28 protein-coding genes are annotated in these 23357 nt (G+C 43.2%); 4 read left to right on the top strand and 24 right to left on the bottom strand.

Translation table 11 applies throughout. From position 1 onward, the window contains the following. Positions 1–24: 24 nt before the first annotated feature. Positions 25–327 (top strand): hypothetical protein, encoded by a 303-nt coding sequence (locus tag MPH60_RS04785; RefSeq protein ID WP_241589863.1) that lies wholly within the window; start codon positions 25–27, stop codon positions 325–327. 192 nt (positions 328–519) lie between these two features. Here the strand turns inward: MPH60_RS04785 and sigK are convergent, their stop codons facing one another. Beyond that, positions 520–1242, bottom strand: a complete 723-nt coding sequence (sigK, locus tag MPH60_RS04780) for an RNA polymerase sporulation sigma factor SigK (protein WP_034308596.1) — start codon at positions 1240–1242, stop codon at positions 520–522. Positions 1243–1422: 180 nt separating this feature from the next. On the opposite strand from sigK, the gene MPH60_RS04775 reads away from it, so the two are divergent. Next, positions 1423–1608 (top strand): hypothetical protein, encoded by a 186-nt coding sequence (locus MPH60_RS04775; RefSeq protein WP_241589864.1) that lies wholly within the window; start codon positions 1423–1425, stop codon positions 1606–1608. Between the two features lie 299 nt (positions 1609–1907). Here MPH60_RS04775 and MPH60_RS04770 read toward each other — a convergent pair whose 3' ends face one another. From MPH60_RS04770 to MPH60_RS04745, 6 genes are all read right to left on the bottom strand, one after another. Next, positions 1908–2048, bottom strand: coding sequence for a YrzI family small protein (locus MPH60_RS04770; protein ID WP_072273247.1), 141 nt, complete (start codon positions 2046–2048; stop codon positions 1908–1910). Between the two features lie 485 nt (positions 2049–2533). Continuing rightward, complete coding sequence (locus MPH60_RS04765) at positions 2534–2800, bottom strand: YrhC family protein (RefSeq protein ID WP_241589865.1); 267 nt, start codon at positions 2798–2800, stop codon at positions 2534–2536. Positions 2801–2905: 105 nt separating this feature from the next. Next, the gene (locus MPH60_RS04760; RefSeq protein ID WP_241589866.1) at positions 2906–4042 is read right to left on the bottom strand and encodes a bifunctional cystathionine gamma-lyase/homocysteine desulfhydrase; all 1137 of its coding nucleotides are present in this window, start codon (positions 4040–4042) and stop codon (positions 2906–2908) included. Between the two features lies 1 nt (position 4043). Next, a complete protein-coding gene (locus tag MPH60_RS04755) occupies positions 4044–4967 on the bottom strand; it encodes a PLP-dependent cysteine synthase family protein (RefSeq protein ID WP_241589867.1) in 924 nt (307 codons plus the stop codon). A gap of 94 nt (positions 4968–5061) precedes the next feature. Continuing rightward, complete coding sequence (mtnN, locus tag MPH60_RS04750; RefSeq protein ID WP_241589868.1) at positions 5062–5757, bottom strand: 5'-methylthioadenosine/S-adenosylhomocysteine nucleosidase; 696 nt, start codon at positions 5755–5757, stop codon at positions 5062–5064. Positions 5758–5773: 16 nt separating this feature from the next. Continuing rightward, positions 5774–6412 (bottom strand): class I SAM-dependent DNA methyltransferase, encoded by a 639-nt coding sequence (locus tag MPH60_RS04745; protein WP_241589869.1) that lies wholly within the window; start codon positions 6410–6412, stop codon positions 5774–5776. Positions 6413–6571: 159 nt separating this feature from the next. Between MPH60_RS04745 and MPH60_RS04740 the strand changes: the two genes are divergently transcribed. Continuing rightward, entirely contained in the window at positions 6572–6784 is a 213-nt protein-coding gene (locus tag MPH60_RS04740) for a DUF2536 family protein (protein WP_241589870.1), read from the top strand. Positions 6785–6847: 63 nt separating this feature from the next. On the opposite strand, the gene MPH60_RS04735 is transcribed toward MPH60_RS04740, so the two are convergent. From MPH60_RS04735 to mltG, 8 genes are all read right to left on the bottom strand, one after another. After that, complete coding sequence (locus MPH60_RS04735; protein WP_241589871.1) at positions 6848–7552, bottom strand: YrrS family protein; 705 nt, start codon at positions 7550–7552, stop codon at positions 6848–6850. A gap of 87 nt (positions 7553–7639) precedes the next feature. Further along, a complete protein-coding gene (locus MPH60_RS04730) occupies positions 7640–9391 on the bottom strand; it encodes a peptidoglycan D,D-transpeptidase FtsI family protein (protein ID WP_241589872.1) in 1752 nt (583 codons plus the stop codon). 123 nt (positions 9392–9514) lie between these two features. Further along, positions 9515–9991: a transcription elongation factor GreA gene (gene greA, locus MPH60_RS04725; protein ID WP_101222638.1), complete on the bottom strand. Its 477-nt coding sequence runs from the start codon at positions 9989–9991 to the stop codon at positions 9515–9517. A gap of 301 nt (positions 9992–10292) precedes the next feature. After that, on the bottom strand, positions 10293–10931 hold the full coding sequence (gene udk, locus MPH60_RS04720; protein ID WP_034308619.1) for a uridine kinase: 639 nt from the start codon (positions 10929–10931) through the stop codon (positions 10293–10295). A gap of 1 nt (position 10932) precedes the next feature. Beyond that, positions 10933–12204, bottom strand: a complete 1272-nt coding sequence (locus tag MPH60_RS04715; RefSeq protein WP_241589873.1) for a peptidase U32 family protein — start codon at positions 12202–12204, stop codon at positions 10933–10935. Between the two features lie 32 nt (positions 12205–12236). Beyond that, complete coding sequence (locus MPH60_RS04710; protein ID WP_241589874.1) at positions 12237–13166, bottom strand: peptidase U32 family protein; 930 nt, start codon at positions 13164–13166, stop codon at positions 12237–12239. Further along, positions 13153–13818 carry an O-methyltransferase gene (locus MPH60_RS04705; RefSeq protein ID WP_241589875.1) on the bottom strand — a complete coding sequence of 222 codons (666 nt, stop codon included), beginning with the start codon at positions 13816–13818 and terminating at the stop codon, positions 13153–13155. The genes MPH60_RS04710 and MPH60_RS04705 overlap by 14 nt, the downstream gene beginning before the upstream one ends. A gap of 256 nt (positions 13819–14074) precedes the next feature. Continuing rightward, a complete protein-coding gene (mltG, locus tag MPH60_RS04700; RefSeq protein WP_241589876.1) occupies positions 14075–15211 on the bottom strand; it encodes an endolytic transglycosylase MltG in 1137 nt (378 codons plus the stop codon). A gap of 430 nt (positions 15212–15641) precedes the next feature. Here mltG and MPH60_RS04695 point away from each other — a divergent pair, with 430 nt between their 5' ends. After that, entirely contained in the window at positions 15642–15797 is a 156-nt protein-coding gene (locus tag MPH60_RS04695) for a hypothetical protein (RefSeq protein ID WP_241589877.1), read from the top strand. Between the two features lie 58 nt (positions 15798–15855). On the opposite strand, the gene MPH60_RS04690 is transcribed toward MPH60_RS04695, so the two are convergent. From MPH60_RS04690 to MPH60_RS04650, 9 genes are all read right to left on the bottom strand, one after another. After that, positions 15856–16146, bottom strand: coding sequence for a DUF1292 domain-containing protein (locus MPH60_RS04690; protein WP_063232962.1), 291 nt, complete (start codon positions 16144–16146; stop codon positions 15856–15858). Positions 16147–16157: 11 nt separating this feature from the next. Further along, on the bottom strand, positions 16158–16583 hold the full coding sequence (gene ruvX, locus MPH60_RS04685) for a Holliday junction resolvase RuvX (protein ID WP_034308633.1): 426 nt from the start codon (positions 16581–16583) through the stop codon (positions 16158–16160). Continuing rightward, a complete protein-coding gene (locus tag MPH60_RS04680; RefSeq protein ID WP_034311358.1) occupies positions 16583–16852 on the bottom strand; it encodes an IreB family regulatory phosphoprotein in 270 nt (89 codons plus the stop codon). Before MPH60_RS04680 ends, ruvX begins: the two co-directional genes overlap by 1 nt. A gap of 66 nt (positions 16853–16918) precedes the next feature. Then, a complete protein-coding gene (alaS, locus tag MPH60_RS04675) occupies positions 16919–19555 on the bottom strand; it encodes an alanine--tRNA ligase (protein ID WP_241589878.1) in 2637 nt (878 codons plus the stop codon). 310 nt (positions 19556–19865) lie between these two features. Continuing rightward, positions 19866–20942 carry an AI-2E family transporter gene (locus MPH60_RS04670; protein WP_241589879.1) on the bottom strand — a complete coding sequence of 359 codons (1077 nt, stop codon included), beginning with the start codon at positions 20940–20942 and terminating at the stop codon, positions 19866–19868. Positions 20943–21168: 226 nt separating this feature from the next. Beyond that, entirely contained in the window at positions 21169–21384 is a 216-nt protein-coding gene (locus MPH60_RS04665) for a hypothetical protein (RefSeq protein ID WP_034311361.1), read from the bottom strand. Continuing rightward, positions 21374–21832 (bottom strand): PRC-barrel domain-containing protein, encoded by a 459-nt coding sequence (locus tag MPH60_RS04660; protein ID WP_241589880.1) that lies wholly within the window; start codon positions 21830–21832, stop codon positions 21374–21376. Before MPH60_RS04660 ends, MPH60_RS04665 begins: the two co-directional genes overlap by 11 nt. A 146-nt stretch (positions 21833–21978) precedes the next feature. Next, on the bottom strand, positions 21979–22746 hold the full coding sequence (locus tag MPH60_RS04655; RefSeq protein WP_241589881.1) for a TPM domain-containing protein: 768 nt from the start codon (positions 22744–22746) through the stop codon (positions 21979–21981). After that, positions 22746–23315, bottom strand: coding sequence for a LemA family protein (locus MPH60_RS04650; RefSeq protein ID WP_373567490.1), 570 nt, complete (start codon positions 23313–23315; stop codon positions 22746–22748). Before MPH60_RS04650 ends, MPH60_RS04655 begins: the two co-directional genes overlap by 1 nt. Positions 23316–23357 lie beyond the last annotated feature (42 nt).

The following is a 23357-nucleotide window of genomic DNA, read 5'->3' as shown; positions in this document are numbered from 1 at the left end:
TTGGGAAAGGGGTGGTTGATTCATATGAAATTCTTTATTCACATGTCTGCCATCATCCTGCTCCTTTGGACGCTGCCCATTCAGTTCCACCATCATGCACAGCAGCTAACCATTGAAGAACATACCGATGTTCACCATTGGGATAAGGCCGACAAGAAACAGCCTTTCGTGCCTTCCTTCAATTCCTGGCAGTCTCTTATCATTGTTCTAATTTTCGAATTTTCCATTTTGAGTTTTCTTTATTTTCACTCAAATCTACGCCTGCGATATCTCAGTCCGGTTTTTTTTCAGGCGAATTACGTGGTCCCACGCTCTGACATTTTATAAAAAAATAAAATGGAGGAGTGATTCATATGTGGTTCCGACTAATTATGATAGGGGTATTTTCTTTAACCGCTTCACGTCTTTTCCTTTTTCAGGGAATCGAGATTTATCATGCATTTACAGATTTGATCCGAAATAAATATTAAAAAAAGAGTGCGGGGAAATTTCCCCGCACTCTCTTTGACTTTATCATTCCTATCCTTTAGCTTTCTTTTCCTTCTCTTTTTCTGCTCTATAAAATTCGTGGAACATCTTCATCAAGGCACGTTTTTCGATCCTTGATACATAACTGCGGGAAATGCCAAGCTCCTTAGCGATTTCCCTCTGAGTTTTTTCCTTTTTCAAATCCAGTCCGAACCTGCCTACAATGACTTCCTTTTCGCGTTCATCCAAAATATCAATATACTTTTTCACTTTTTCTATTTCCATATTGAGCTGAATCGTATCGATGACATCTTCCGATTCCGATTTCAGTACATCGATTAAACTGATTTCATTTCCTTCTTTATCCTGACCGATCGGATCATGCAGGGAAATATCTTTCTTCGTTTTCTTTGTCGCTCGTAAATGCATCAGGATTTCATTCTCAATGCATCGCGCCGCATATGTGGCCAGCTTCGTACCCTTCCCATCCGAATAACTCTCAATGGCCTTTATCAAACCAATTGTCCCAATCGAAATCAAATCCTCTGTATCTTCGCCCGTATTCTCGAATTTCTTGACGATATGGGCAACAAGCCTGAGATTATGCTCGATCAGGATGTTACGGGCATCACCATCACCCTCACTCATAAGCTTCAGATATTTCTTTTCATCCTGAGATGACAGAGGCTGGGGAAAAGCGTTGTTTTTCACATAGGAAACGAATAAGTAAAATTCTTTGATAATATAACCGACAACTGTAAGTATTCCGGGCATTGGTTTCATCCCCCGTTTCTTTGGTTTCCCTATTCATACCTATGCAGCAGTGGGCTTGTTCGTGTCTGTCCCACTAAAAAAGTGTTAAATGTTCAAACCAGCCTGGAGGAATTCCCAAACGAACGAATGTAAATGTTCATATAATGATAGGGATTTTTTTAGGGAAAGGGGGTTTTTACGATGGGATATAACTATGGACCATACGGATGCAACTATTATCCGGCTCCTGCCCCTTGCTATGCAGGGTCCGGTTACGGCTTTGGTTATGGCCTGTTTATTGTCCTCCTGATTTTATTGCTCATTTTCGGGTTTTGGTGGTTGCCAGGATGTGGATTTGGTTATGGAGGATCAGGTCCGTGCTGCTGATTCAGGCAAAGAAAAAAACTCGGCCCGAGTGCCGAGTTTTCCTATTTTACATATTCATTTCTACTGTTGCAGTTCCGAGTTAGCATCTTTCCACTTTATCATGTTTCCAATGGCCTCTTCCAGCTGTTAATGTACAAACCATGATAATGCCGGCAATAAACCGGCAGACCCGTTAGCCGGTATCCTTCTCCTGCCAATAGCAACGCTTCTCCCCTTTTACGTAAAACAAGTTCAACATATTAACCTCCACCTTTCTTAAAATTATTTTTTAATGAACGGGATACCAACCTCGTATATTTTTAGAAAAAAGGACGGTGCTTCATCGCTTTATCTAGATGTTCTTCTCGAATCTTGTGGATTCTCTCCTGCTGCAAACATTCCTCGGCAGTCATTTTTTTCATTTTAATCGTGATCGTGAAAAAAAGCATATTCAGTGTCATAATATCACCTCCTTTTAAGGGAGCGGCCCAACAAAAAGGCATAAAAAGGCCGCAGAAAGTTACGTCCTCCTGCGGGTTCTTTTTGGAAATATAAAAAGGCCGCAGGATAAAACACATCTCCCTGCGGCCGCTATGTCTGAATGATTAATAAAGCCAAATTGCTTTAGAAATATTCCGCTTGGCACAGGTCGAATGTTATTTGATTGTCATTTGAAACGGACTGGCTGATTGCGTCGACTCCATATAGATACAATGTCATTTTCTTCGACCTCCTTTGGAATATTTTTTATTACTTGGTAAGTATATCCACAAATTCAATATTTGTAAACGACTTTTGCCTATTTATTTGAAAATTTCGATCTTTTTACCCATTTTCAAGAGCTATTATTACCTAAAATGGCACGCAGTATGATAAATCTCCCCTATTGGGCAACAACGTTAGAAAAATAAAAAAACCTGATTCTTTTAAAGAATCAGGTTTGCTTTTATTGTTTTAAAGAGTCCTGGTCATCCATTTCGGCCAAGATCCTTTTATATTTTTTGGATAATGAGAAAAATACTATGGATATGCCCAGGAACGTTATTGTCGCTCCCATATAGACATATGTGTCAATGATCGCTTTGTCGCCAGAGGGAAGGATGGTTCCTAAATAGAAGAACGAACCCACACATAACAAAGTGATCGCAAAATATTTAAAATCGACCATTTTCGAACGCAGCAATGCAACCGTTTGTTTTTTGCGGTTTTTCATGCCATTCCACCTTCTTTCAAGCTAATAAGATATCGATATCTCATTCTACCATATTTATTCCAAATGACAGGGTGTAAATAATGGCAGTAAGCTTGGAAGCTCCGATTATCCTTGTAGCGCTTGTTCCAAGTCTTCCAACAGGTCTTCAACATCTTCCAGGCCAACTGAAATGCGAATCAACCCATCCGTTATTCCTAGCTCTGCACGGCGCTCAGCCGGAATGGAGGCATGTGTCATCAAGGCCGGAATCGAAATCAAGCTCTCCACTGCTCCTAGACTTTCCGCAAGGGTAAAGAATCTCACTTTATTCAAAACGGATGCGGCTTTTTCGGCACTGCCGACATCAAATGAAACCATACCGCCGAATCCACGCGATTGTTTTTTGGCAATATCATGATTTGTGTGGCTTTCAAGACCAGGGTAATAGATTTTCGTAACGTCTTTATGCCCGGAAAGGAAACGGACGATTTCAGCTGTATTTTTTTCATGTTCTTCCATCCGGATACCCAGCGTTTTAATGCCTCGCATCAGCAGCCATGAATCCTGGGGCCCTAGCACGCCTCCTGTAGAGTTTTGGATGAAATGAAGGTCATTGCCAAGTTTTTCATCATTCACCACGACAAGACCCGCTACAACATCGCTGTGTCCCCCCAGGTACTTCGTAGCGCTATGAAGCACGACATCGGCTCCTAGTGTAAGTGGATTTTGCCAGTATGGCGTACTGAAAGTATTATCAACAATGGTCAGGATGCCGTTTTCTTTAGCTATTTTTGATACTTCCTCCAGATCGGTGATTTTCAATAATGGATTCGTCGGGGTTTCAATGAACAATGCCTTCGTATTGTCCTTTATCTCTTTTTCGATCGAGTCCATGTCACTCGTATTGATGAACGTAGCCTCCACCCCGAAGCGGTTAAGCACTTTAGTGATGACCCGGAAAGACCCTCCATAAACGTCATCGGTCATCAATACATGATCACCTTGATTGAACAGCATCATAACCGCGGTCATCGCTGCCATTCCTGATCCGAAGGCAAAGCCTCTTTTTCCTTCTTCGAGGTCCTTGATCAACTCTTCAAGGGCATGGCGGGTTGGGTTGCCTGTACGGGAATATTCATATCCCCGGTGATTTCCCGGTCCATCCTGTTTATAGGTGCTCACTTGATAAATCGGCACCGAAACCGCTCCTGTTTTTTCATCACCAGCAATGCCGCCATGGATCAATTGTGTTTTTTTTCTCATTTTACATACCTCCCTGATAAATTTTTTTGCTTAAGTATCGTTCACTGGAATCCGGAAAAATGACGACGATATTCGACCCACGGGAAGCCTTGGCTGCTTCTTTCATGGCCGCTGCAAATGCCGCGCCCGAAGAGCTGCCGACAAGGAGGCCTTCTTTAAGCGCCAATTCCTTTACCATATGGAAAGCATCCTGATCGCTTATCGTATGGATTTGATCAAAATACGTTTCATCCATATAGGCTGGCAAAAATTCCATCCCGATGCCCTCTGTTTTATGGGGTCCTGCTTTGCCGCCGTTTAAAATCGATCCTTCTGGTTCGACAATGACCGTTTTGACAGCAGCGTTCTTTTCTTTTATATATCGCGATGTTCCCATGAATGTCCCACCCGTCCCGGCACCGGCAACAAACACATCTACATCGCCTTCCATCTGTTCCCATATTTCAGGTCCCAGCGTTTTATAATATGCATCAGGATTGGATGGGTTGGCGAACTGCTGGGGACAATAAGATCCCGGAATTTCAGCCAGCAGCGCCTTAGCCTTGGCAATCGCTCCTGTCATTCCTTCCTCTGTCGGGGTCTGGATTACATTGGCTCCAAGAGCACGCATCAATTCCTGTTTCTCGGCACTGAATTTCTCCGGAACGCAAAAAATCACGTCCACGCCACTGTTTATCGCAGCCAACGCCAAGCCAATACCAGTATTTCCGGCAGTCGGTTCGATGATCGTCCCGCCCTTTTTCACCTTCCCTGTCTGCAACGCTTGGGCTAACAATTCCTGTCCAAGCCGATCCTTCACACTGCCTCCTGGATTAAAGTATTCCAGTTTGGCAAAGATGCGGACTTGATCTGGAAGCGGGAAATGGGTGATTTCCATCATCGGTGTTTTCCCTATCAGCTCATGAATGTTTTGAAAGACTTTCATATTCGGACATCCTTTCATAGTTATCCTACCAACTTAATGAGAATTATGCAATAAAGAATGATCAGCGGAAAGGCTGCCGCTGATCACCTACCATTCATTTCATTTTTTCAACCATTTTCAAAATCAGTGCCGCTGAATGAAGAGCCGCAGTTTCCAGGAATTTATCAAAGGAAATATTGGACTCCTTACCTGCGATATCCGAAAGGGAACGAATGATGACAAACGGTGTTTTGAATTGGAAGGCTACCTGTGCAATGGCTGCCGCTTCCATTTCCACCGCGTATAAATCAGAGAATTTCCCCCTGACGAAATCAACCCTGACAGGATCATTCATGAAAGAATCCCCCGTAACGATCAACCCTTTCGCCACTTGAATATCCTCAATTTCTTTTGCTGCTTCTTCTGCGATTGCGAGAAGCTTTTCATCCGGGATGAAAGCTGCCGGAAGCTGAGGGACTTGACCGTACTCATATCCAAAAATCGTCACATCGACATCATGGTGGCGAACTTCCGTGGATATGACCACATCCCCTACATTAAGTGCTGGATGATATCCGCCGGCAGAGCCTGTATTGATGACTGCATCCGGTTTGAATTTTTCTAACAGGATCGCTGTGGACATTGCCGCATTCACTTTACCGATTCCCGATTTAAGCAAAATGACCTCGACACCATTCAGTGTTCCTGTATTGAACTCTGAACCGGCAATGGTCACCCGCTCCAAACCTTCCAATTTATCACGTAAAATCGTAACTTCTTCTTCCATTGCTCCGATTATGGCTACCTTCATTAGTAAAAACCTCTTCCTATAATTTTTCCGCCTCCATAATCCAGACAAATTGATTGCAGCGCTCGAAGTTCACTTTATATCCATTTGCTTCAAGTGCTTTTTCCAAAAAAGGAATCGTAGTATAATATTCCGTTTGCAAATCGTTCGCCAAATTATGAAAGCCTGCCTGCCTTGCATCTTGAATCGCTCGTTCATGCGCTTCCCTTGATTGATACATCGTATCCGCAAACACTATTTTACCACCAGTATTCAGTAACTTTCCATAGTTGGCTATCGCTTTTTCTTTTTCTTCATCGGTTAAATGATGAAAGGCATACGTGCTCACGATCGAATCAACCTGTTCCGGCTTCGGAAAATCGATAAAATCCCCATCTTTAATTTCAGTTTTCCCACGCAGTTTGCTTACCGCTATATCCCTCATCGCAGGTGAGGGTTCAATTCCCGATACCTTTAGGCCTTTCCTCAAAAGCCTTTCCGTCAAATTCCCGGTACCTACGCCGAACTCCAGCACATGACCATGAGCCCGGTCCGTGACGCTATCCAATATCCTATCATAATGTTTAAAAACCTCTTGATACTCAATATCGTGTCCACTAACCGTATCATCATACGATTTCGACCATTCTTCAAATAAATCGATAAATTCTCTGCCCATTTTTAATCACCTTTTTATGATAAGATAATAAAACCTATAAGCATAATATGAAATAAACACAAAAACAGTTCTTCTTTTTTAGGCAAATCCATCATTCGGTTCAGATTAGGCGAAAATGGTGTTAAACTAACAGTATCTAAATGTTGGAGGGGAACAGTCATGAGTTTTCAACTTGACTTAAACTTGTTCGAAGATAAAATAGAATTTTTCGAGGCAGAAGGCATCAAGAATCTTGAAGAAAAAATCCAATCACAAATTGAAATCAATAAAGCGATCATGCTTCAGGTGGAGTCCGTGTCACACCAAATGTATGTTAGTGAGGAAGGCAGACGTTTTTATAGTGCAGTCGTCCACTTTAAAGCAAAAAAGTGATCACGATGAAAAACCCCCGAAAGTGAAATTCCTTTCGGGGGTTTTTCGTTTATGATTTGAACATTACCTTTTATCGTTTGTCTTCAGTTCTTCAACTTTTACAGGTTTCCAACCCGATCCGTCCACCCATTCAATATAAACACGGAAGGTTTTAGGATTATCTCCTTCAGAAACGGTTCCGATTGCCGTGTTTGGTGAACCGCCGTTTTGAAGCCACCATAGCTTCATGCTGCCTTCATCGATTCCAGCTCCGCTTGCTATGGCTTTACTCATTTCATTCCAATCGACCGAGCCCTTTTCGAAGCTTGTGGTGTGCTCTCCGGATTGCTCTGTTCCTACTGGTTTCCAGCCTTCACTTGTATATGTGGCCGCAACATTGCCATCGCCGCTGCCTTCCACTTCCACAAGTTCAGCCTCCCCTGCTTTTTCTGGATCTGCACCATCTTCAACCTTCTCTTCTGAATCTTCCTCTGTTGCTTTACTATCTTCTTCTGCATCTTCCTCTGTTGCTTCACTATCTCCTACTGCGTCTTCCTTCTCTGAATCCGTTTCTTCCTTTTTGCCAGCAGGCTTGTCCGCTACTTTCCCCGAATCTGTATCGGCGATTTGCTTTGGTTCAGTCGTGGCTTTTTTTGTTTCGGTGCCATCGTCACTTAAGAAAATCGTGACTGCGACAATGACGATTAAAATGGAAACGATGGTGATAGCAATATTATATATTTTATTTACTTTTCTTTTTTGATCTCTCTGATTAAAACGTGAGCCCAAGGTCCATTCCTCCCTTACCTTTTCTTACTGCCTCATTTTAACATGATTTAGCTAGAGATAGAAGGGAAGGGTTTCCTACACTTTTCGTCAATTCTCGCTATTGTCCTGGTCCTTGGAGTACAGTACTTTTACAATATCTGAAAAAAGAGGCGCCATACTGGAACTATTTTCCTTCGTTTCAAAACTTACGGTAACAAGAGCATATTTGGGATCTTTATATGGAAAGTAGCCCGCAAACCATTTATTGAGCTCTCCTTTTTCGATATTGGTCTGGGCTGTTCCAGACTTGCCGGCGACCTCAACAGGCAAATTTCTCATGGCAGCGCCCGTCCCCTTCTCTTCCGTCACGACCTTCCTAAGAAGATGCTGCATCTTCATAGCCGTATATGGAGACAGTGTCTCGCCGCCAATACTTTGATTGGGAAAATCGACTACGGTCGTACTGTTGTTAAATTCGACCTTTGAAACGGCTTTGACCTGTTCCTTCTTGCCGCCGCGTGCAATCGTCGCCATCATATTCGCTATCGCGAGCGGAGTCGTTTGGACATCCTGCTGGCCAATGGCTGTTTTGGCAATCATTTTGGGATCTTTTTTTAAATCGTCATCATGCCAGACCTTACCGGATTGTTCATGATGCAACTGAGTGACTTCGGTGTGATACACGTCCCCTTGCCAGCCCGTTTCACCAACCAGCCCTAACATTTTTGCATATTTGTCCAAAAAGTCCGGATCCTTCTCAGCTATTTCCTGTGATAATTCGGCAAACGTCCTGTTGCAGCTTTGGGCAAAGCTGTTTTCAAAATTAAGCGTGCCCAATTCCCTCTGTTTATCCGTTTTGCCGTCAATCGTCAAATTACAATTAAATGTCCTGGTGGGACTAGCGGCTTCATAATCGATGGCAGCTGCTGCCGTGACCGTTTTGAAGACTGAACCCGGCGTTTTTTGAGTCAGCATCATATTGACGGCCCCTTCACCATTCGGATCTTTTATATTAAGCGCCGGACGTGATACCATCGCGACGATTTCACTTTTTTCGATATCGATCAGTACGAGACCGCCTTTTTTTATCCCGCGTTCATCGACGAGCTTCTCCGCTTTTTCCTGAATTTCTTTATCGATCGTCGTCATGACCTTCACCGGGTAAAGCGGATTTGCAGGTTCCACATATTTAACATCAACACCGAACATTGGTCCCCCACTGGCGTCCACATGAAAAACGAGCTTTGATTCCCCAGCGGAAAGCAAGAACTCATCGAAGGTCCTTTGCAGTCCCGTATTGCCTATTTTCGTTTCAGGAGATAAATTCATGTCAGGATAACGTTTTTTCTTTTCCGCATCCGATATATTCGTCGTGCCGATCAATTGCGCCGCAGGGGTTCGATCATGATATAATTTCTCGTTCACGGCAAAGACCCCGGGAATCTTCAGTTCATTGATTGCCTTCGATTGGCTGGACGTCAACTCTATCGGTTCATCCCCGCCAAATACGAATGGTTCCTCCGCTTGCTCTATCGCCCGTTTTAACTCCGCTTCCGATTTGCCTATTATCGAGGCCACCTCATCGATAGGCCATGTCATTTTTTTCAAGAAAGGAAATAGGACGAGCGTAGGGATTTCTTCGTGTGCAAGCGGTTCTCCATTTCTGTCATAAAACTTACCGCGTCCATCATCAATCTTTAATATCTGTGAACGCTGATTCACGCTTGCCTCTAATAGGTTCACATCATGCTTTGAAAAAGATTCTGTCGATACAAGTTGGATGTAGGCAAGCCTGCCTATGAGCATCAGCATGAAAGCCGTCAAAAAAAGAGCCAGCAACCTCATTCGTTTCTTTTTCATAAAAAACACCTCGTAAACATTGTTGACGAGGTGCGAATTTTTAAACAATTATGAACAAATTTAACGCGGCATTTTTCCGATATAAAAAGGGGATGCCCCATGGACATCCCCTTTTGCATGTAATTAGTCGATGGATACAATCTTTACGCTCATTTCGCCGCCAGGTGTCATGATCGATACCTTGTCGCCGACCCTTTTCCCTATCAGGCTTTTCGCGATCGGTGAATCATTGGAGATTTTCCCTTCGAATGGATCCGCTTCAACGCTTCCTACGATGGAATATGTTTCTTCGTCACCATTTGGAAGTTCAACGAATGTTACCGACTTTCCAAGTGAAACTGTGTCTGTATTCGAATCATTGCCTTCAATGATTTTTGCATTACGGATCATGTTTTCGATCGTGGTAATACGTCCTTCAACGAAAGCCTGCTCTTCTTTTGCGGAATCGTACTCTGAGTTCTCGGAAAGGTCCCCAAAGCTGCGGGCGATTTTGATTCTTTCCACCACTTCTTTACGTTTAACCGTTTTTAACTGTTCCAGTTCCTGTTCAAGCTTTAACTTACCTTCAATAGTCATTGGATATTCTTTTTCAATTGCCAAAACCCTTCACTCCTTCAAATTCTTTACAGCAAGCATTCGCTGACAAGTTTATGTACTATATAGCGCTTAACCCTGAAATAGAGTCAAAATATATAATTGCGCGACTTAAAAAGTACGCGCTTCGATACTAAGAAACATCCGTTCCTTAGTATATAAACCGACTGCGGTGTGCAGCCGGTTCGTTTTGTATCAAGAATAGAGTATTGCGTTTTCCAACATTTGTCCAGTCTTTCCCAATAAATAAATGGGATTATTTAAATAAACGGAGGAAATGGCACCTATCATTATTTATGCTATGTTATTACAAAAAAGACTTTTGTTCAAGGATTGTTTGAATTTTTGTCACCATGAGGTCAATCGCCACATGGTTCTGACCGCCTTCTGGAATGATGATGTCGGCATAACGCTTCGTCGGTTCTATGAACTGATTATGCATCGGACGGACGACACTGATGTATTGTTCGATGACGGAATCTATGGAACGGCCGCGTTCTTTAATATCACGGGTCATCCGGCGAAGGATCCGCAGGTCTGCGTCCGTATCGACATATAGCTTCATATCCATCAAGTCTCGGAGGCGCTCGTCCTCCAGCACAAGAATCCCTTCAAGGATGATGACATCCTGGGGCTCAACTGTGATGACTTCTTCCGAACGCGTATGGATCGAATAATCATAAACGGGTTTTTCTATCGTTTCATAGCGCAGCAATGCGTTAATGTGATCGATTAGCAAATCATTATCAAATGCAAGCGGATGATCATAGTTCGTTTTCAAGCGCTCTTCGAAAGGCAGATGACTTTGATCTTTATAGTAATAGTCTTGTTCGATCATCAAGATGGAATGTCCTTGAAAGAATTCAAAAATGGAACGGGTAACACTTGTTTTACCTGATCCAGACCCTCCGGTAACTCCGATGACCACTGGTTTCTTTCTTGTCATGTCAATTCTCCTTCCGCATCATATTGTTCACATAAACTCTATTATCTACTTGAATGCGGACAATTTGAAGCGGATGGCGGGCTGCCTCCAGCTCCTTACCTGACTCATCCCAGATCGTACCGATTTTTTGAGTGAAGTTTTCGATTTCCGGTCCAAAAAACTCCACTTCATCTCCAGGCTTGAAGAAGTTACGTTGCTGCATGGTAACGATTTTACTTTCCTCGTCGTAATCAAGCACCAACCCTGCGAAGTCGAAGCGAGTCTTTACGGTATGATTCCCGAACATTTGCTGTTTATACCCAGGTATTTCACCTTCCATGAACGATGATGCCGTCTCACGATTCGCACACTTATCAAGCTCTTCCAGCCATTCTTGTTTAATCTTGAAATTATCCGGATCCGCACAATACGCATCAATTACTTTACGATAGACGCTGACAACTGTTGCAATATAATGAATGGACTTCATTCTTCCTTCGACTTTTAAACTGTCTATGCCAATTTCAATCATGCCTGGCAGTGATTCAATCAGCTTCAGGTCTTTTGGGCTCATTGCGAATGGAGCATCTTCTTTATCGAATAAAGCCATTTCCCCGTCTTGATCCAACTCATATAAATCATAATCCCAACGGCAAGACTGACAGCAGCCGCCGCGGTTCGAATCACGCGCCGTCATATGGTTCGAAAGGGTGCATCGTCCAGAATAGGCAATGCACATGGCCCCATGAACGAAAGCCTCGATTTCGATATCGACCTTCTCCTTCATTTCACGGATTTCATCAGCACTCGTCTCACGTGCCAAAACAACCCGCTCCAAGCCTTCCTCTTTCCAATACTGAACAGCCTTCCAGTTCGATAGCGATTGCTGTGTGCTCAAATGGATCTCGACGTTCGGAGCGACCCGTTTACAGGTTTCGATGATTAATGGATCGGCGACGATGATACCATGAACCCCAGCATCCTGAAGTCCTTCCAGGTATTCATCCAAACCATCTATATTTTCATTATGCGCGAAGATATTTGTCGTTACATATACTTTAGCGCCATACTTTTTAGCGAATTCGACGCCTTCCTTCATTTCCTCAAACGTGAAGTTGCCGGCATTGGAACGAAGACCATATTCCTGACCGCCAATGAACACGGCATCCGCGCCGTAATGGACGGCAATTTTTAATTTTTCAAGGTTGCCGGCAGGAGCCAGCAATTCCGGTTTTTTTACAATGACTCTCTTTCCATCAACGATCTTGGAAATTTTATCAGCAATAGCATTCAAGGCTATTCCTCCTCTTTCTCTTACCCTTTTCTTTAATAAACCGATTCTTTAAAGAAGAACCCAGTATCCAACTCGCGGTTATCCAGCTGAACCGCTTTGACTTTTTCAAAGAGCTCAGATTTCATATCATCGTAGCGGTCAGGGTCTTCAGCACATACGTCAATCGCTTCCCGATATAGCTTTGTCATTTCAATGATATATTCCGGTGTTTGCAATAGCCCTTCGATTTTAAGTGAATCGATTTCCGCTTCAATCAATTCCTGAAGTTCATCAATCATGCACATATCATTCGGACTCATGATATGTGTACCATTTTCATCTTCATAAATCGGATATTTATTTTCACGTTCCTTATCATGCAAGAACATATTTCTATTTTCCTTCCGATTTTCCACTTCCAAGGCCTTGCCTTGATATTCAAAGTAATTACCTAGAAGCGTACGCTTCGATTGGAACATGCATGTCATGCCGTGCACTTGCACTTCAATCTCCACTTCAGCATTTTCCTTCATTTCCACTATCTCGTCCAGACTTATCTCACGGGCAGCCACGGCACGGACAGAACCGCGTTTCCCCCAGTAATTACATGTGTACCAGTTCGTTACCGTCATCTCTGTATTCCAGTGCAGGGGCATATCAGGTGCCACGGCACGGACAGCCATTAAGACTGCGGGATCACCGAATATGATCCGGTCGGCACCAGCTTCTTTAAGGAAAGTGACATACCCTTCAAGCTCGTCCACTTTTTCATTATGAAATATGGCGTTCATGGATACGTACACTTTCTTGCCCGCAGCATGTACAAGCTCAATCGCCTTCTTGACATCATCCCGTTTGAACTCTCCTGCCAGCCTTAGTGCATAACGTTGTTCGCCAATGACGAAGGCGTCAGCGCCGGCATCGATGAGTTTTGTTATATGATCGACACTTGTCGGAGTCACGAGTAATTCAGGCTTTTTCATTTTTGTCACCTCTATGTTTACTTATGGCCACACCATCGCCAATCGGCAAAATTACGGTATCGAAATTGGGATGGTCTTGTAACCAGATGTTAAAGTCTCTGATTTTTTTGATGAGAGCTCGCTTTCTTCTCGTCATTTCCATTTCTTCAATGTTTTCGGCAACCAGGCCTTTGAATAAAACATTATCAGTAATGATAATTCCAGCACCAGCCAGGAATGGTTCAAACAGTTCAAAGAATCGCTTGTACTGCCCTTTAGCTGCATCAACGAAGATCATATCAAACGGACCATGTTCCATGACTTTCGGTCCCGCTTCAAGGGCATCCCCTTCAATGAGGGTGATCCTTTCCGACAGTCCCGCCTTCGTGAAGTTAGCTCTTGCTTGCTCAATACGGGCTTCATTCCGTTCAAGTGTGACGATTCGAGCTTCTGGAAGGGTCTCAGCCATCCTTATGGCCGAATAGCCAATCGCCGAACCTACCTCCAAAATCGCCTTAGGCTGATGAAGCCTTAAAATCTGAAGCAGCACCTCAATGCCTTCGGGCTCCATGATTGGCACATTATTTTCCATTGCAAAATCTTCCAACTCCTTAAGCAAACCCGTACGCTCCGGAATCAAGGAATGAAGATATTGTTCTATTTTTCCGTTCAAAACGTTTCCTCCAATTATAAGGAAAACAAAAGCGCTTGGTCAGTAACATGAAGAAATTAATAGGTCAATTTCCTCACAAGGAGCAGCTGAAACAAGTATGCTTGACGATCTACATTTCCTTATCTTTCAAAATAAAACCCGGCATTCGCCGAGTTACGTCACCGATAGGAATCGGATCTAAAATTCACTTGTACTATTCTATCATAAAAACAAGGGGAAAGTAATATCTCTCCCCCCTCAGTCTCATTGCATTTATTTATTTATTGGAAATATGCTCTGCCTTTTTGATATTGTGGTCATCCAAAGTCTTCGAGTAAAGGACTTCCCCTTCAGGTGTTGCCAAAAAGTATAGGTAATCCGTTTTCTCAGGTTTCAGTACCGCATCTATCGATGTCGTTCCGGCATTGGCAATCGGCCCTGGAGGCAGCCCCTTATTCTTATAAGTATTATAAGGCGATTTCACCTCAAGGTCTTTATAATACACCCTGCTCTTATGTGAACCTTTGGCATACAAAACGGTCGGATCCGTTTGAAGCGGCATATCTTCCTCAATACGATTGTAAAAGACGGAAGCTATTTTTCCGCGATCGACCTGTGCCGTCGCCTCTTCTTCAACAAGCGAAGCGAAAGTCAGCATCTCATGTACGGAATAATCGTTTTTGTCCATCTGGGTCTCGTATGCCTGCAATGTCTCTTCGGTTTTCTTCAGCATCTCGATGACGATCGATTCCAGTGTCGGCTTTTCCTCATAAAAGTCATAAGTAGCTGGGAAAAGGTACCCTTCAAGCGGATATAAAACCTTTTCATTTTCGATTTCCGAGGTCAAGAGCTGCGGAAATTTCTCTTGCATGGAATTAACGAATTTCTTATCATTCAATTTCTTAAAGACCTTTTTCGGATCTTCACCCGTCTTCACTGCGATGATATCGGCAATTTGGACAAGTTGCTTTCCTTCAGGAATCGTTATTTTCATTGCAGCTTCCTTCATGAGTTTTCCGGTTTTGATGCTTGTGACGATATCTTCAATTGGCATGGAAGGTGATAGTTTATACTCACCTGCCTGAAAACCGGATTCATTGCGGAATTTAATATAATATTTGAATACGCGTGCGTCCTTGATTATCCCCTGCTCTTCAAGCAGTGTTGAAATTCCGTTAACGGAAGAACCAATTGGGATTTTCACTTTCTTGATGGTGTCATCTTCGGGATCGACTGGTTTCATGGCTGAGTTGATATATAAAAAGCCCACAAGACCAACTACCCCAATTAGTACAATAAGCGAAGCTATCGTAATCATGATGATTTTACGAACCAGCTTGGCTTCTCCTTGCTGTTCTAACAATTTCATTCGGATATGTTCCTTTTTAGATAAATTTTTATCTTTTTCATCCATTTTCATTCCCCCTGCAAACTCACACCAACTACAGAATGGTTTCTAGATGATGCTTTCTCTAATTATCTTTGCTTCGAACATTATACTAAAATCAACAAATAATTACATGTTTTTTGCAAAACTACATTCATCACTACTCTATTTATGGCAAAAATGCACTAGTTTTGTCAATATACAGGTGTAATTTAATAGGAAAATAGTGATATCTTTGTCTACAGTTTTTTTGAGGGTATGTTGATTTCCACACCAGGCACTCCCTTTGACGCGTTTTCCCCGCAGGAGTCTCTCACCTTCCTCTCCAAACAACTTTGTTTTACTATTACTCAGCTTAAAATTTGTTTCCTGCATGTGTTAGGCATTTCAGGAAATGACAGGAATATTCATGTAGGAATGGTATTATTGATTTAAGATAAAGAAAGGTGTGAAGGAGTTGGATCATTCTTATTTTGTAGGTTGGGGGACATTGGCACTCATAAACGCCGGACTTGCTCAAGGTAAAAATAGAACGGCCTTGAATTGGTTCTTGCTATCATTATTTTTGGGTCCGCTCGCCACTTTTATGCTTTTATTCGCAGAGAAAAGATAAGGTGTTACTGGTACATAAATGAAAAAACCGACCTTTAAGGGCCGGTTTTTTTCTAATATTATTCTTCTTCTGCTTCTTCTTGGTCAAGGAATGTATTTAACATTTCTTCGACTAGATCCCACTCTTCTTCTGTTTCGATTGGTGTAAGTTCACCATCTTTATTATCTTCGCTTGGTACGAATGATGAAGCGTGGATTTCGATTTCTTCCTCATCATCTTCCGCAGACATCGGATAGTAAAGTACATAAGATTTGTTGAATTTATCTGAATCGAATGTGAAAAGGATTTCGCAAAGCTGCTCGTTTCCGTTTTCATCTACTACTGTAATGTTGTTTTCGCCGTGTTCCATTTGTATTCACCTCATATTGAATTTGTTTGTCTGTCCAAGAATCCTTGCAGAATCATGACAGCTGCCATTTTATCAATGACTTTCTTGCGTTTGCTTCGGCTCACGTCCGCCTCAAGAAGGACACGTTCAGCCGCCATAGTTGTCAACCGTTCATCCCAGAGAAACACCGGCAGCTTGAATTTGTTTTCTAATCGTTTAGCGAAATCTTGGCTGATCTCGCCACGCGGTCCAACGGTCCCATTCATGTTTTTAGGTAAACCGAGGACAATTTTAGAAACATCATGCTCTTTTATGATTTCATTGAGGCGTTTAAAGCCGAAGTCATTTCCTGCTTCGTTAATTTTGATCGTTTCCAATCCTTGTGCAGTCCAACCCATCGCGTCACTCAGGGCGACGCCGATGGTTTTTGAACCTAAATCAAGTCCCATTGTGCGCATTAGTATTCCTCTCGATGGTTCTTAAGATACGACTTAACCAATTCCTCGATGATTTCATCGCGTTCAAGCTTACGAATAATGTTTCGAGCATCCATATGGCGCGGGATGTAGGCCGGGTCACCAGATAATAGATAACCGACAATCTGGTTTATCGGGTTATAACCTTTTTCCTGAAGTGCAACATACACTTGAGACAATACTTCTTGTACATCTCTTTCGAATGGTTCTTCGGGAAAATTAAATTTCATCGTTTTATCAAAGGAACTCATAAACATGCACCTCTCCTCAGCGTCCAGAATCCACTATTACCTACATTGTACAACACTTTCCATTGATTATGAAATCGATAAGACCCATTCTTCAACAAAATTAAGCGCTGCATCCAATTTTTCAGGGTCTTTTCCGCCGGCTTGGGCCATATCTGGACGTCCGCCACCGCCACCGCCGCAACGGGAAGCAACTTCTTTGACCAATTTACCAGCATGGAAGCCGCGGTCGATGTAATCCTTAGTCACTCCGGCAATCAAATTGACTTTATCACCTTGTGCCGAACCTAATACGATAATGACAGAATCGAGCTTTTGTTTCAAATCATCCGCCATGGCACGCAGATTATTCATGTCGGTAGCTTGAACCTTCGCCACCAATACTTGTACGCCATTTACGTCTTTTACGTTAGAAACAAGGCTGCTTGCTTCAATATTACTTAATTTTGCTGTAAGGCTTTCATTCTCACGATGAAGATCCTTCACTTCAGCCAGTACCGTTTCAATTCTTGAAGGTACTTCTTTCAAGTTCGTTTTCAATTTGGCAGCCGCGTCTTTCAAGACACCGATTTGATCAGTCATCAATTTGTATGCCCCAGCACCCGTTACCGCTTCTATACGGCGAGTACCTGCACCGATGCCGCTTTCGGATACGATTTTGAACAAGCCGATAACGGCTGTATTCGGAACATGTACACCGCCGCAAAGCTCAAGGCTGTAATCGCCGATTTGAACGACACGGACAATTTTGCCGTATTTTTCGCCGAACAACGCCATTGCGCCCATAGCCTTCGCTTCTTCGATGTTTTTATAGTCCGTATTCACTTGTAAGCTTTGCCAAATCTTTTCATTTACAATCGTTTCGATTTGTTCAATCTCTTCCGCCGTTATCTGGCCGAAATGAGAGAAATCGAAGCGAAGGCGCTCAGCCTGAACGAGTGAACCAGCTTGGTTGACATGTGTACCAAGAACATCTTTCAAAGCCTGATGCAGAAGATGCGTCGCTGTATGGTTTTTCGTGATATGGATCCGATTTTCTTGATTTACCGCAGCAACGATATTGGAATCTGTTGTTAAAGTGCCGGCAGTAACGGTTACACGGTGCAGATTTTGGCCATTAGGAGCTTTTTGGACATCAAGGACATCAACCTTCACGGATTCACTGGCCATCGTTCCTATATCGGCTATTTGTCCGCCGCTTTCCGCGTAGAAAGGAGTCTTGTCCAGGATCACTTGAACTTCTTCACCTTCTTGTGCCTCCGTTACAAGCTCGCCATTTTTTACGATGGCAGCAACTTTGGCTTCGACAGCGACCTGGTCATAGCCGACAAATTCACTTTCAACTTTAATATCGCCCAATACCCCGCCTTGGATCTGCATGGAATCCACATCTTGACGCGCTGAACGGGCACGTTCACGCTGTGCATCCATTTCCTTTTCGAATCCAGCTTGATCGACCGTCATGCCTTCTTCTTCTGCATATTCTTCCGTTAACTCTATCGGGAAGCCATATGTGTCATATAAACGGAATGCATCACTGCCAGGAATGGTCGTATTGCCTTTTTCCTTTTCCTTTTTAATGACTTCAGAAAGGATGGAGAGTCCATCATTCAGGGTTTCATGGAAGCGTTCCTCTTCATTCTTGATTACTTTTGCAATGAACTCTTTATTTTTGAGGACTTCAGGGTAGAAGTCTTTCATGATTTCACCGACGACCGTCACAAGCTCGAACATGAATGGTCGATTGATGTTGATTTGCTTAGCATATCGAACCGCTCTGCGGAGTAAACGGCGCAATACATAACCGCGTCCTTCGTTCGATGGGAGAGCCCCGTCACCTACTGCAAAGGCTACCGTACGAATATGGTCGGCAATGACCTTGAACGCAACATCTTTTTCTGTATCAACACCATACTTCACATCGGAAATCTCTTCGACTGCCCGGATGATTGGCATGAATAAATCTGTATCATAGTTCGTCGCCACATCTTGAACGACGGAAGCCATACGTTCAAGGCCCATCCCTGTATCGATATTTTTCTTTGGAAGCGGTGTGTAAGAACCGTCCGGATTATGGTTGAATTGAGAAAACACAAGATTCCAGACTTCAAGATGACGTTCATTTTCCCCGCCTGGATATAGTTCCGGATCATTCGGATCATCGCCATATGCCGGTCCGCGGTCATAGAAAATCTCTGTATTCGGACCGCTTGGACCTTCACCGATATCCCAGAAGTTCTCTTCTAGGCGAATGATTCTTTCAGCAGGAACACCGATTTTCTTATTCCAAAGTTCGAATGCTTCATCATCTTCAGGATGGATCGTCACAGCCAATTTATCTTTGTCGAACCCGATCCATTTTTCATCGGTCAAAAATTCCCATGCCCATGTGATGGCTTCTTCTTTGAAATATTCACCAATGGAGAAGTTTCCGAGCATTTCGAAGAACGTATGATGACGTGCCGTTTTCCCCACGTTTTCAATATCATTTGTCCGGATGGCCTTTTGAGCATTCGTAATCCTTGGATTTTCTGGAATCACCCGTCCATCAAAATATTTCTTTAACGTCGCCACCCCGGAATTGATCCAAAGCAATGATGGATCTTCATGAGGAACCAATGACGCACTTGGTTCGATGTTATGTCCTTTTTCACTAAAAAAGTCTAAATACATTTGGCGGATTTGAGCACCCGTTAAATACTTCATATATATATCCTCCTTTTAAAAATTATGTAATTTTGAGCACACAAAAAACCCCCATCCCAAAAACAGGGACGAGAGTTGACTCGCGGTACCACCCTGATTATGGACGCAGGAATTGATCCCAGGCCCATCACCTTCATAAAAGCCTTAACGCGGCGTGACGGCAGGTATTAGCTGCTCTCAGGACTAGCTTTCTGCTGCTCTTCACCTGGCAGTCCCTTTCAGCCTGGGGGACCCCTCTCTTTAGATGGACTTCAGCATACTTCATCCTTCAACGAATTATCTTATGTTATGGATTATATTCACAAGACTTTTATTTGTCAATAAGGGGCGGCTTCTTTCTAAAGTGAACGCGGGCATGTAGGACAAAAACTTTTAAGACAGCCAAGATGGGAATCGAAAGGACCATGCCCGCGATACCACCTATTTCACCTCCAGCCAATAATGCAAGCATGATGAACAGAGGATGCATATGAAGGCTTTTACCGACTATTAGCGGTGACAGGATATTTCCCTCAAGAAATTGAAGTACAAGCACGATGACCGCGATGATCAACACCATTTTAACGGACATTGTCGCGGCGATGACCAGTGCAGGAATGGCCCCAATAATCGGTCCGAAATACGGAATGACATTCGTTATTCCGATTATCGCCCCCAAAAGAAGCGGATATTTCATTCCGACTATCCAGAAGAGCAGCGAGGAAATCAAACCGATCACGACACAGACGATGATTTGGCCGCGGATATAGCCGCCAAGCGACGCATCCACATCACGAATGAAAGCCCGTCCCTGATTGCGCCATTTTTTCGGCGTCATATACCAGGCCATTTTTTTTAACACAGTGAAATCTTTCAAAATATAAAATGCGATGAATGGAATCAACGCAATCAGGACGATGAAATCAATCATCTTCATTGCATACTCCATCGCCTTTTCAGGTATACGCTTCAGCCAATCTTCAAAAAGGGTGACACCTTCTTCGAATCTTTCATGAATTCCGAACGGCCAGGAAGCCGTTTGATGATTGAGTTTATCAATGCTGCCCCGGTACTGTTCAACCAGTTCCGGCACGCTTTCCGACAGCTCGCGAACCTGGCTGACGATCACTGGAATGCCTTTATAAACAGCAAAGCCGATCCCTCCGAAAAACAACAAATAGATGATCGTAATCGAAAGCCAGCGTCGCATCCCTTTCTCATTTAAATATTCCACTACAGGGTGCAGCAAGTAACTGATGAACGCACCAATCAAAAAAGGCAGCAGTACCGTCACACATACAGTAACGACAGGTCCCCACATGGGCTTAAGTTTCATAAAGATATAGATAACGAAAAATAAGAGCAATAAAAAACCCAGGCGATAAAACCACTTAAGACGAATACTCACAATAAACACCTCCCGCTCCTTTATTCTTCGAATGGCGGAAGGTTTTCATACATAAAAAAGAGTGCCCTCATTATCAGGACACCCATTCCTGCTATAATAATGACTTTAATCTTTTGCGTATTTTCTTCATGTTCCGTTTAAACATCTTCGAGTTCATCAAGTCCGAACCCATATTCATTAGAGTATTGCGTGAACGTCTAGCCATTGCAAACACCTCTTCCGTTATTTACATACCGAAGCGGCGGTCATTTTCCTCAAACAAATCGTCCAATGAGCTTAAACTTCCATCTTCCTCGACTTGGTGCGTATTTATGAGCCCTTCGGATAGGGTCATTTCAATAAAGCAATTCCAACAATAATATTGATTCACGCCAATCTTCCCAACATCTTTACTGCGGCAATTCGGACATTTAATTTCCAAAATGGACACCTCACTGTTCATAAACTGAAACAATGATGGTATCCTTCCCTAATGCAGGCGGCTGTTTTGATTCTATCACTGTCGACTCCGAGAAAAACCCATCCGTTGTTTCATACGCTATAATCGTGCCCATTTTCTCCTTGAAATATACATCCTGCAGTAAACCAAGTTCTTCGCCCATTTCTGATAAAAGCATGCGTCCCAATAATTCGTCCTTCGAAAGGCAAATGGAATCCGCAGGCATTTTCCTTAAGGTTGAATCCTGTTGCATGATGACAATCCCATCTGGACCGAATGAAGAAATATCGTCGAGTTTCAAATGAAAGGCTCTTTTGAACAATGCTTGTTGATGAACGACCAAGCCTGTTACCTGTCCCATTTCAGAAATTGATAAATCGTGGACCGTGCCGATTCTTTCTCCTTTGATTGTAAAAACCGGCATCCCTTTCAATAAAGAAAACGTCCGCAAGGTCATCCCGCCTTTCCGAACATTTTTATTATCTCTTTACTAATGTAAATAGATGTGCTGAAAGGTTTTCCATTGTTGGTCCCTCTTCAAGTAATACAGAAACCAGGCAAAAAAAAAGACCGGTTTCCCGGTCTAATACACTTACCTTACCATCCTCTGCTGGCACCGCCGCCACCGGAACTCCCTCCGCCGCCGCCCCGTGGACCGCCGCCTCCACGGCCGCCGCCACCTCCGCGACTGATGAATATCAATAAGATATTGATTAGTGTTTGAAGGAAAAATCCTTTAAAGAACTTGGCATCGAGGATGAATACGACGATGACAACGATGATAATGAGGAAAATCTGTAAACCTGATGGCTGAAAGGTTTCTGACTCGGGCTGAACGGAGAGATCTTGATAAAATTCGTCACCTAGGTTGTATTCTTTCGTGACATCGTTATATACAGCCTTATAGGTCTCCGTCAGGGCAACATCATATTTACCCGCTTTCAGCGCAGGGATAGCCACATCATCCAAAATCTGTCCAGATCTTATATCGGTAATGGCCCCTTCCAAACCGTACCCCACTTCAATGCGGATTTTCTGTTCTTCCATGGCCAGCACAATGAGGACTCCATTGTTCAACTCGGCATCACCAAGCTCGAATGATCTAAACGCCTCGACCGAGTACTCCTCGATCTCGGATCCTTCCATCGAATCAACCGTCAAAACGGAAATTTGTGCTTTTGTGGCATCATCCAAGCGTTTCCCAAGTTCGATGAGTTCGGATTTTTCCTGATCATCCAGGACTCCGGCAAAGTCCTGAACATATATATCCCCAACTGGTTCTGGGATGTTAGGTTGTGCTGCGGCTACGTTTGCTAAACCGAACGTGAGAATGAAGAATAGCGCAAACACAGCAAGTTTTTTCATTATTTATCGCTCCCGAAATCAACCTTTGGCGTTTCTTTTTCTTGATCGGTCACTTCAAAATATGGTTTGGCATCGAACCCGAACGCTCCTGCCATCATATTCTTCGGAAAGCGTTTAATCATTTTATTATAGTTGGTAACTTCATCATTATAGTCTTTTCGTGCTACCGTCAGCCGATTTTCCGTTCCTTCCAAACTATCCATGAGACCCTTAAAGTTCTCATTGGCCTTTAAATCCGGATAGTTTTCGACAACCACCAAAAGACGGCTCAAGGCCCCACTCAATTCTTGATCGGCATCAATCGCATCTTCAGTCGAATTGGCACCGGCCAGCTTCGAGCGTGCATCACTCACCGCTTTAATGGCTTCCGTTTCATGCGAAGCATAACCCTTCACCGTTTCGACAAGATTTGGAATCAAATCCGCTCTTCGTTTTAATTGGTTATCCACCTGTGACCATTTATTGTCGACGTCCTCACTGGCGCTTACAAGACCGTTGTATGAAGAAGCCCCATAAATGACCAGTAAAACGACAACGACTATTCCTATTATCCAACCTTTTTTCATCAAATCCCCCCTACTCTTTCACATATTAGTTATAGTTCCACCAAA

The organism is Peribacillus sp. Aquil_B1 (genome assembly GCF_022603275.1).
GTDB lineage: Bacteria > Bacillota > Bacilli > Bacillales > DSM-1321 > Peribacillus.
This window is presented reverse-complemented; position numbering and strand designations above follow the sequence as displayed.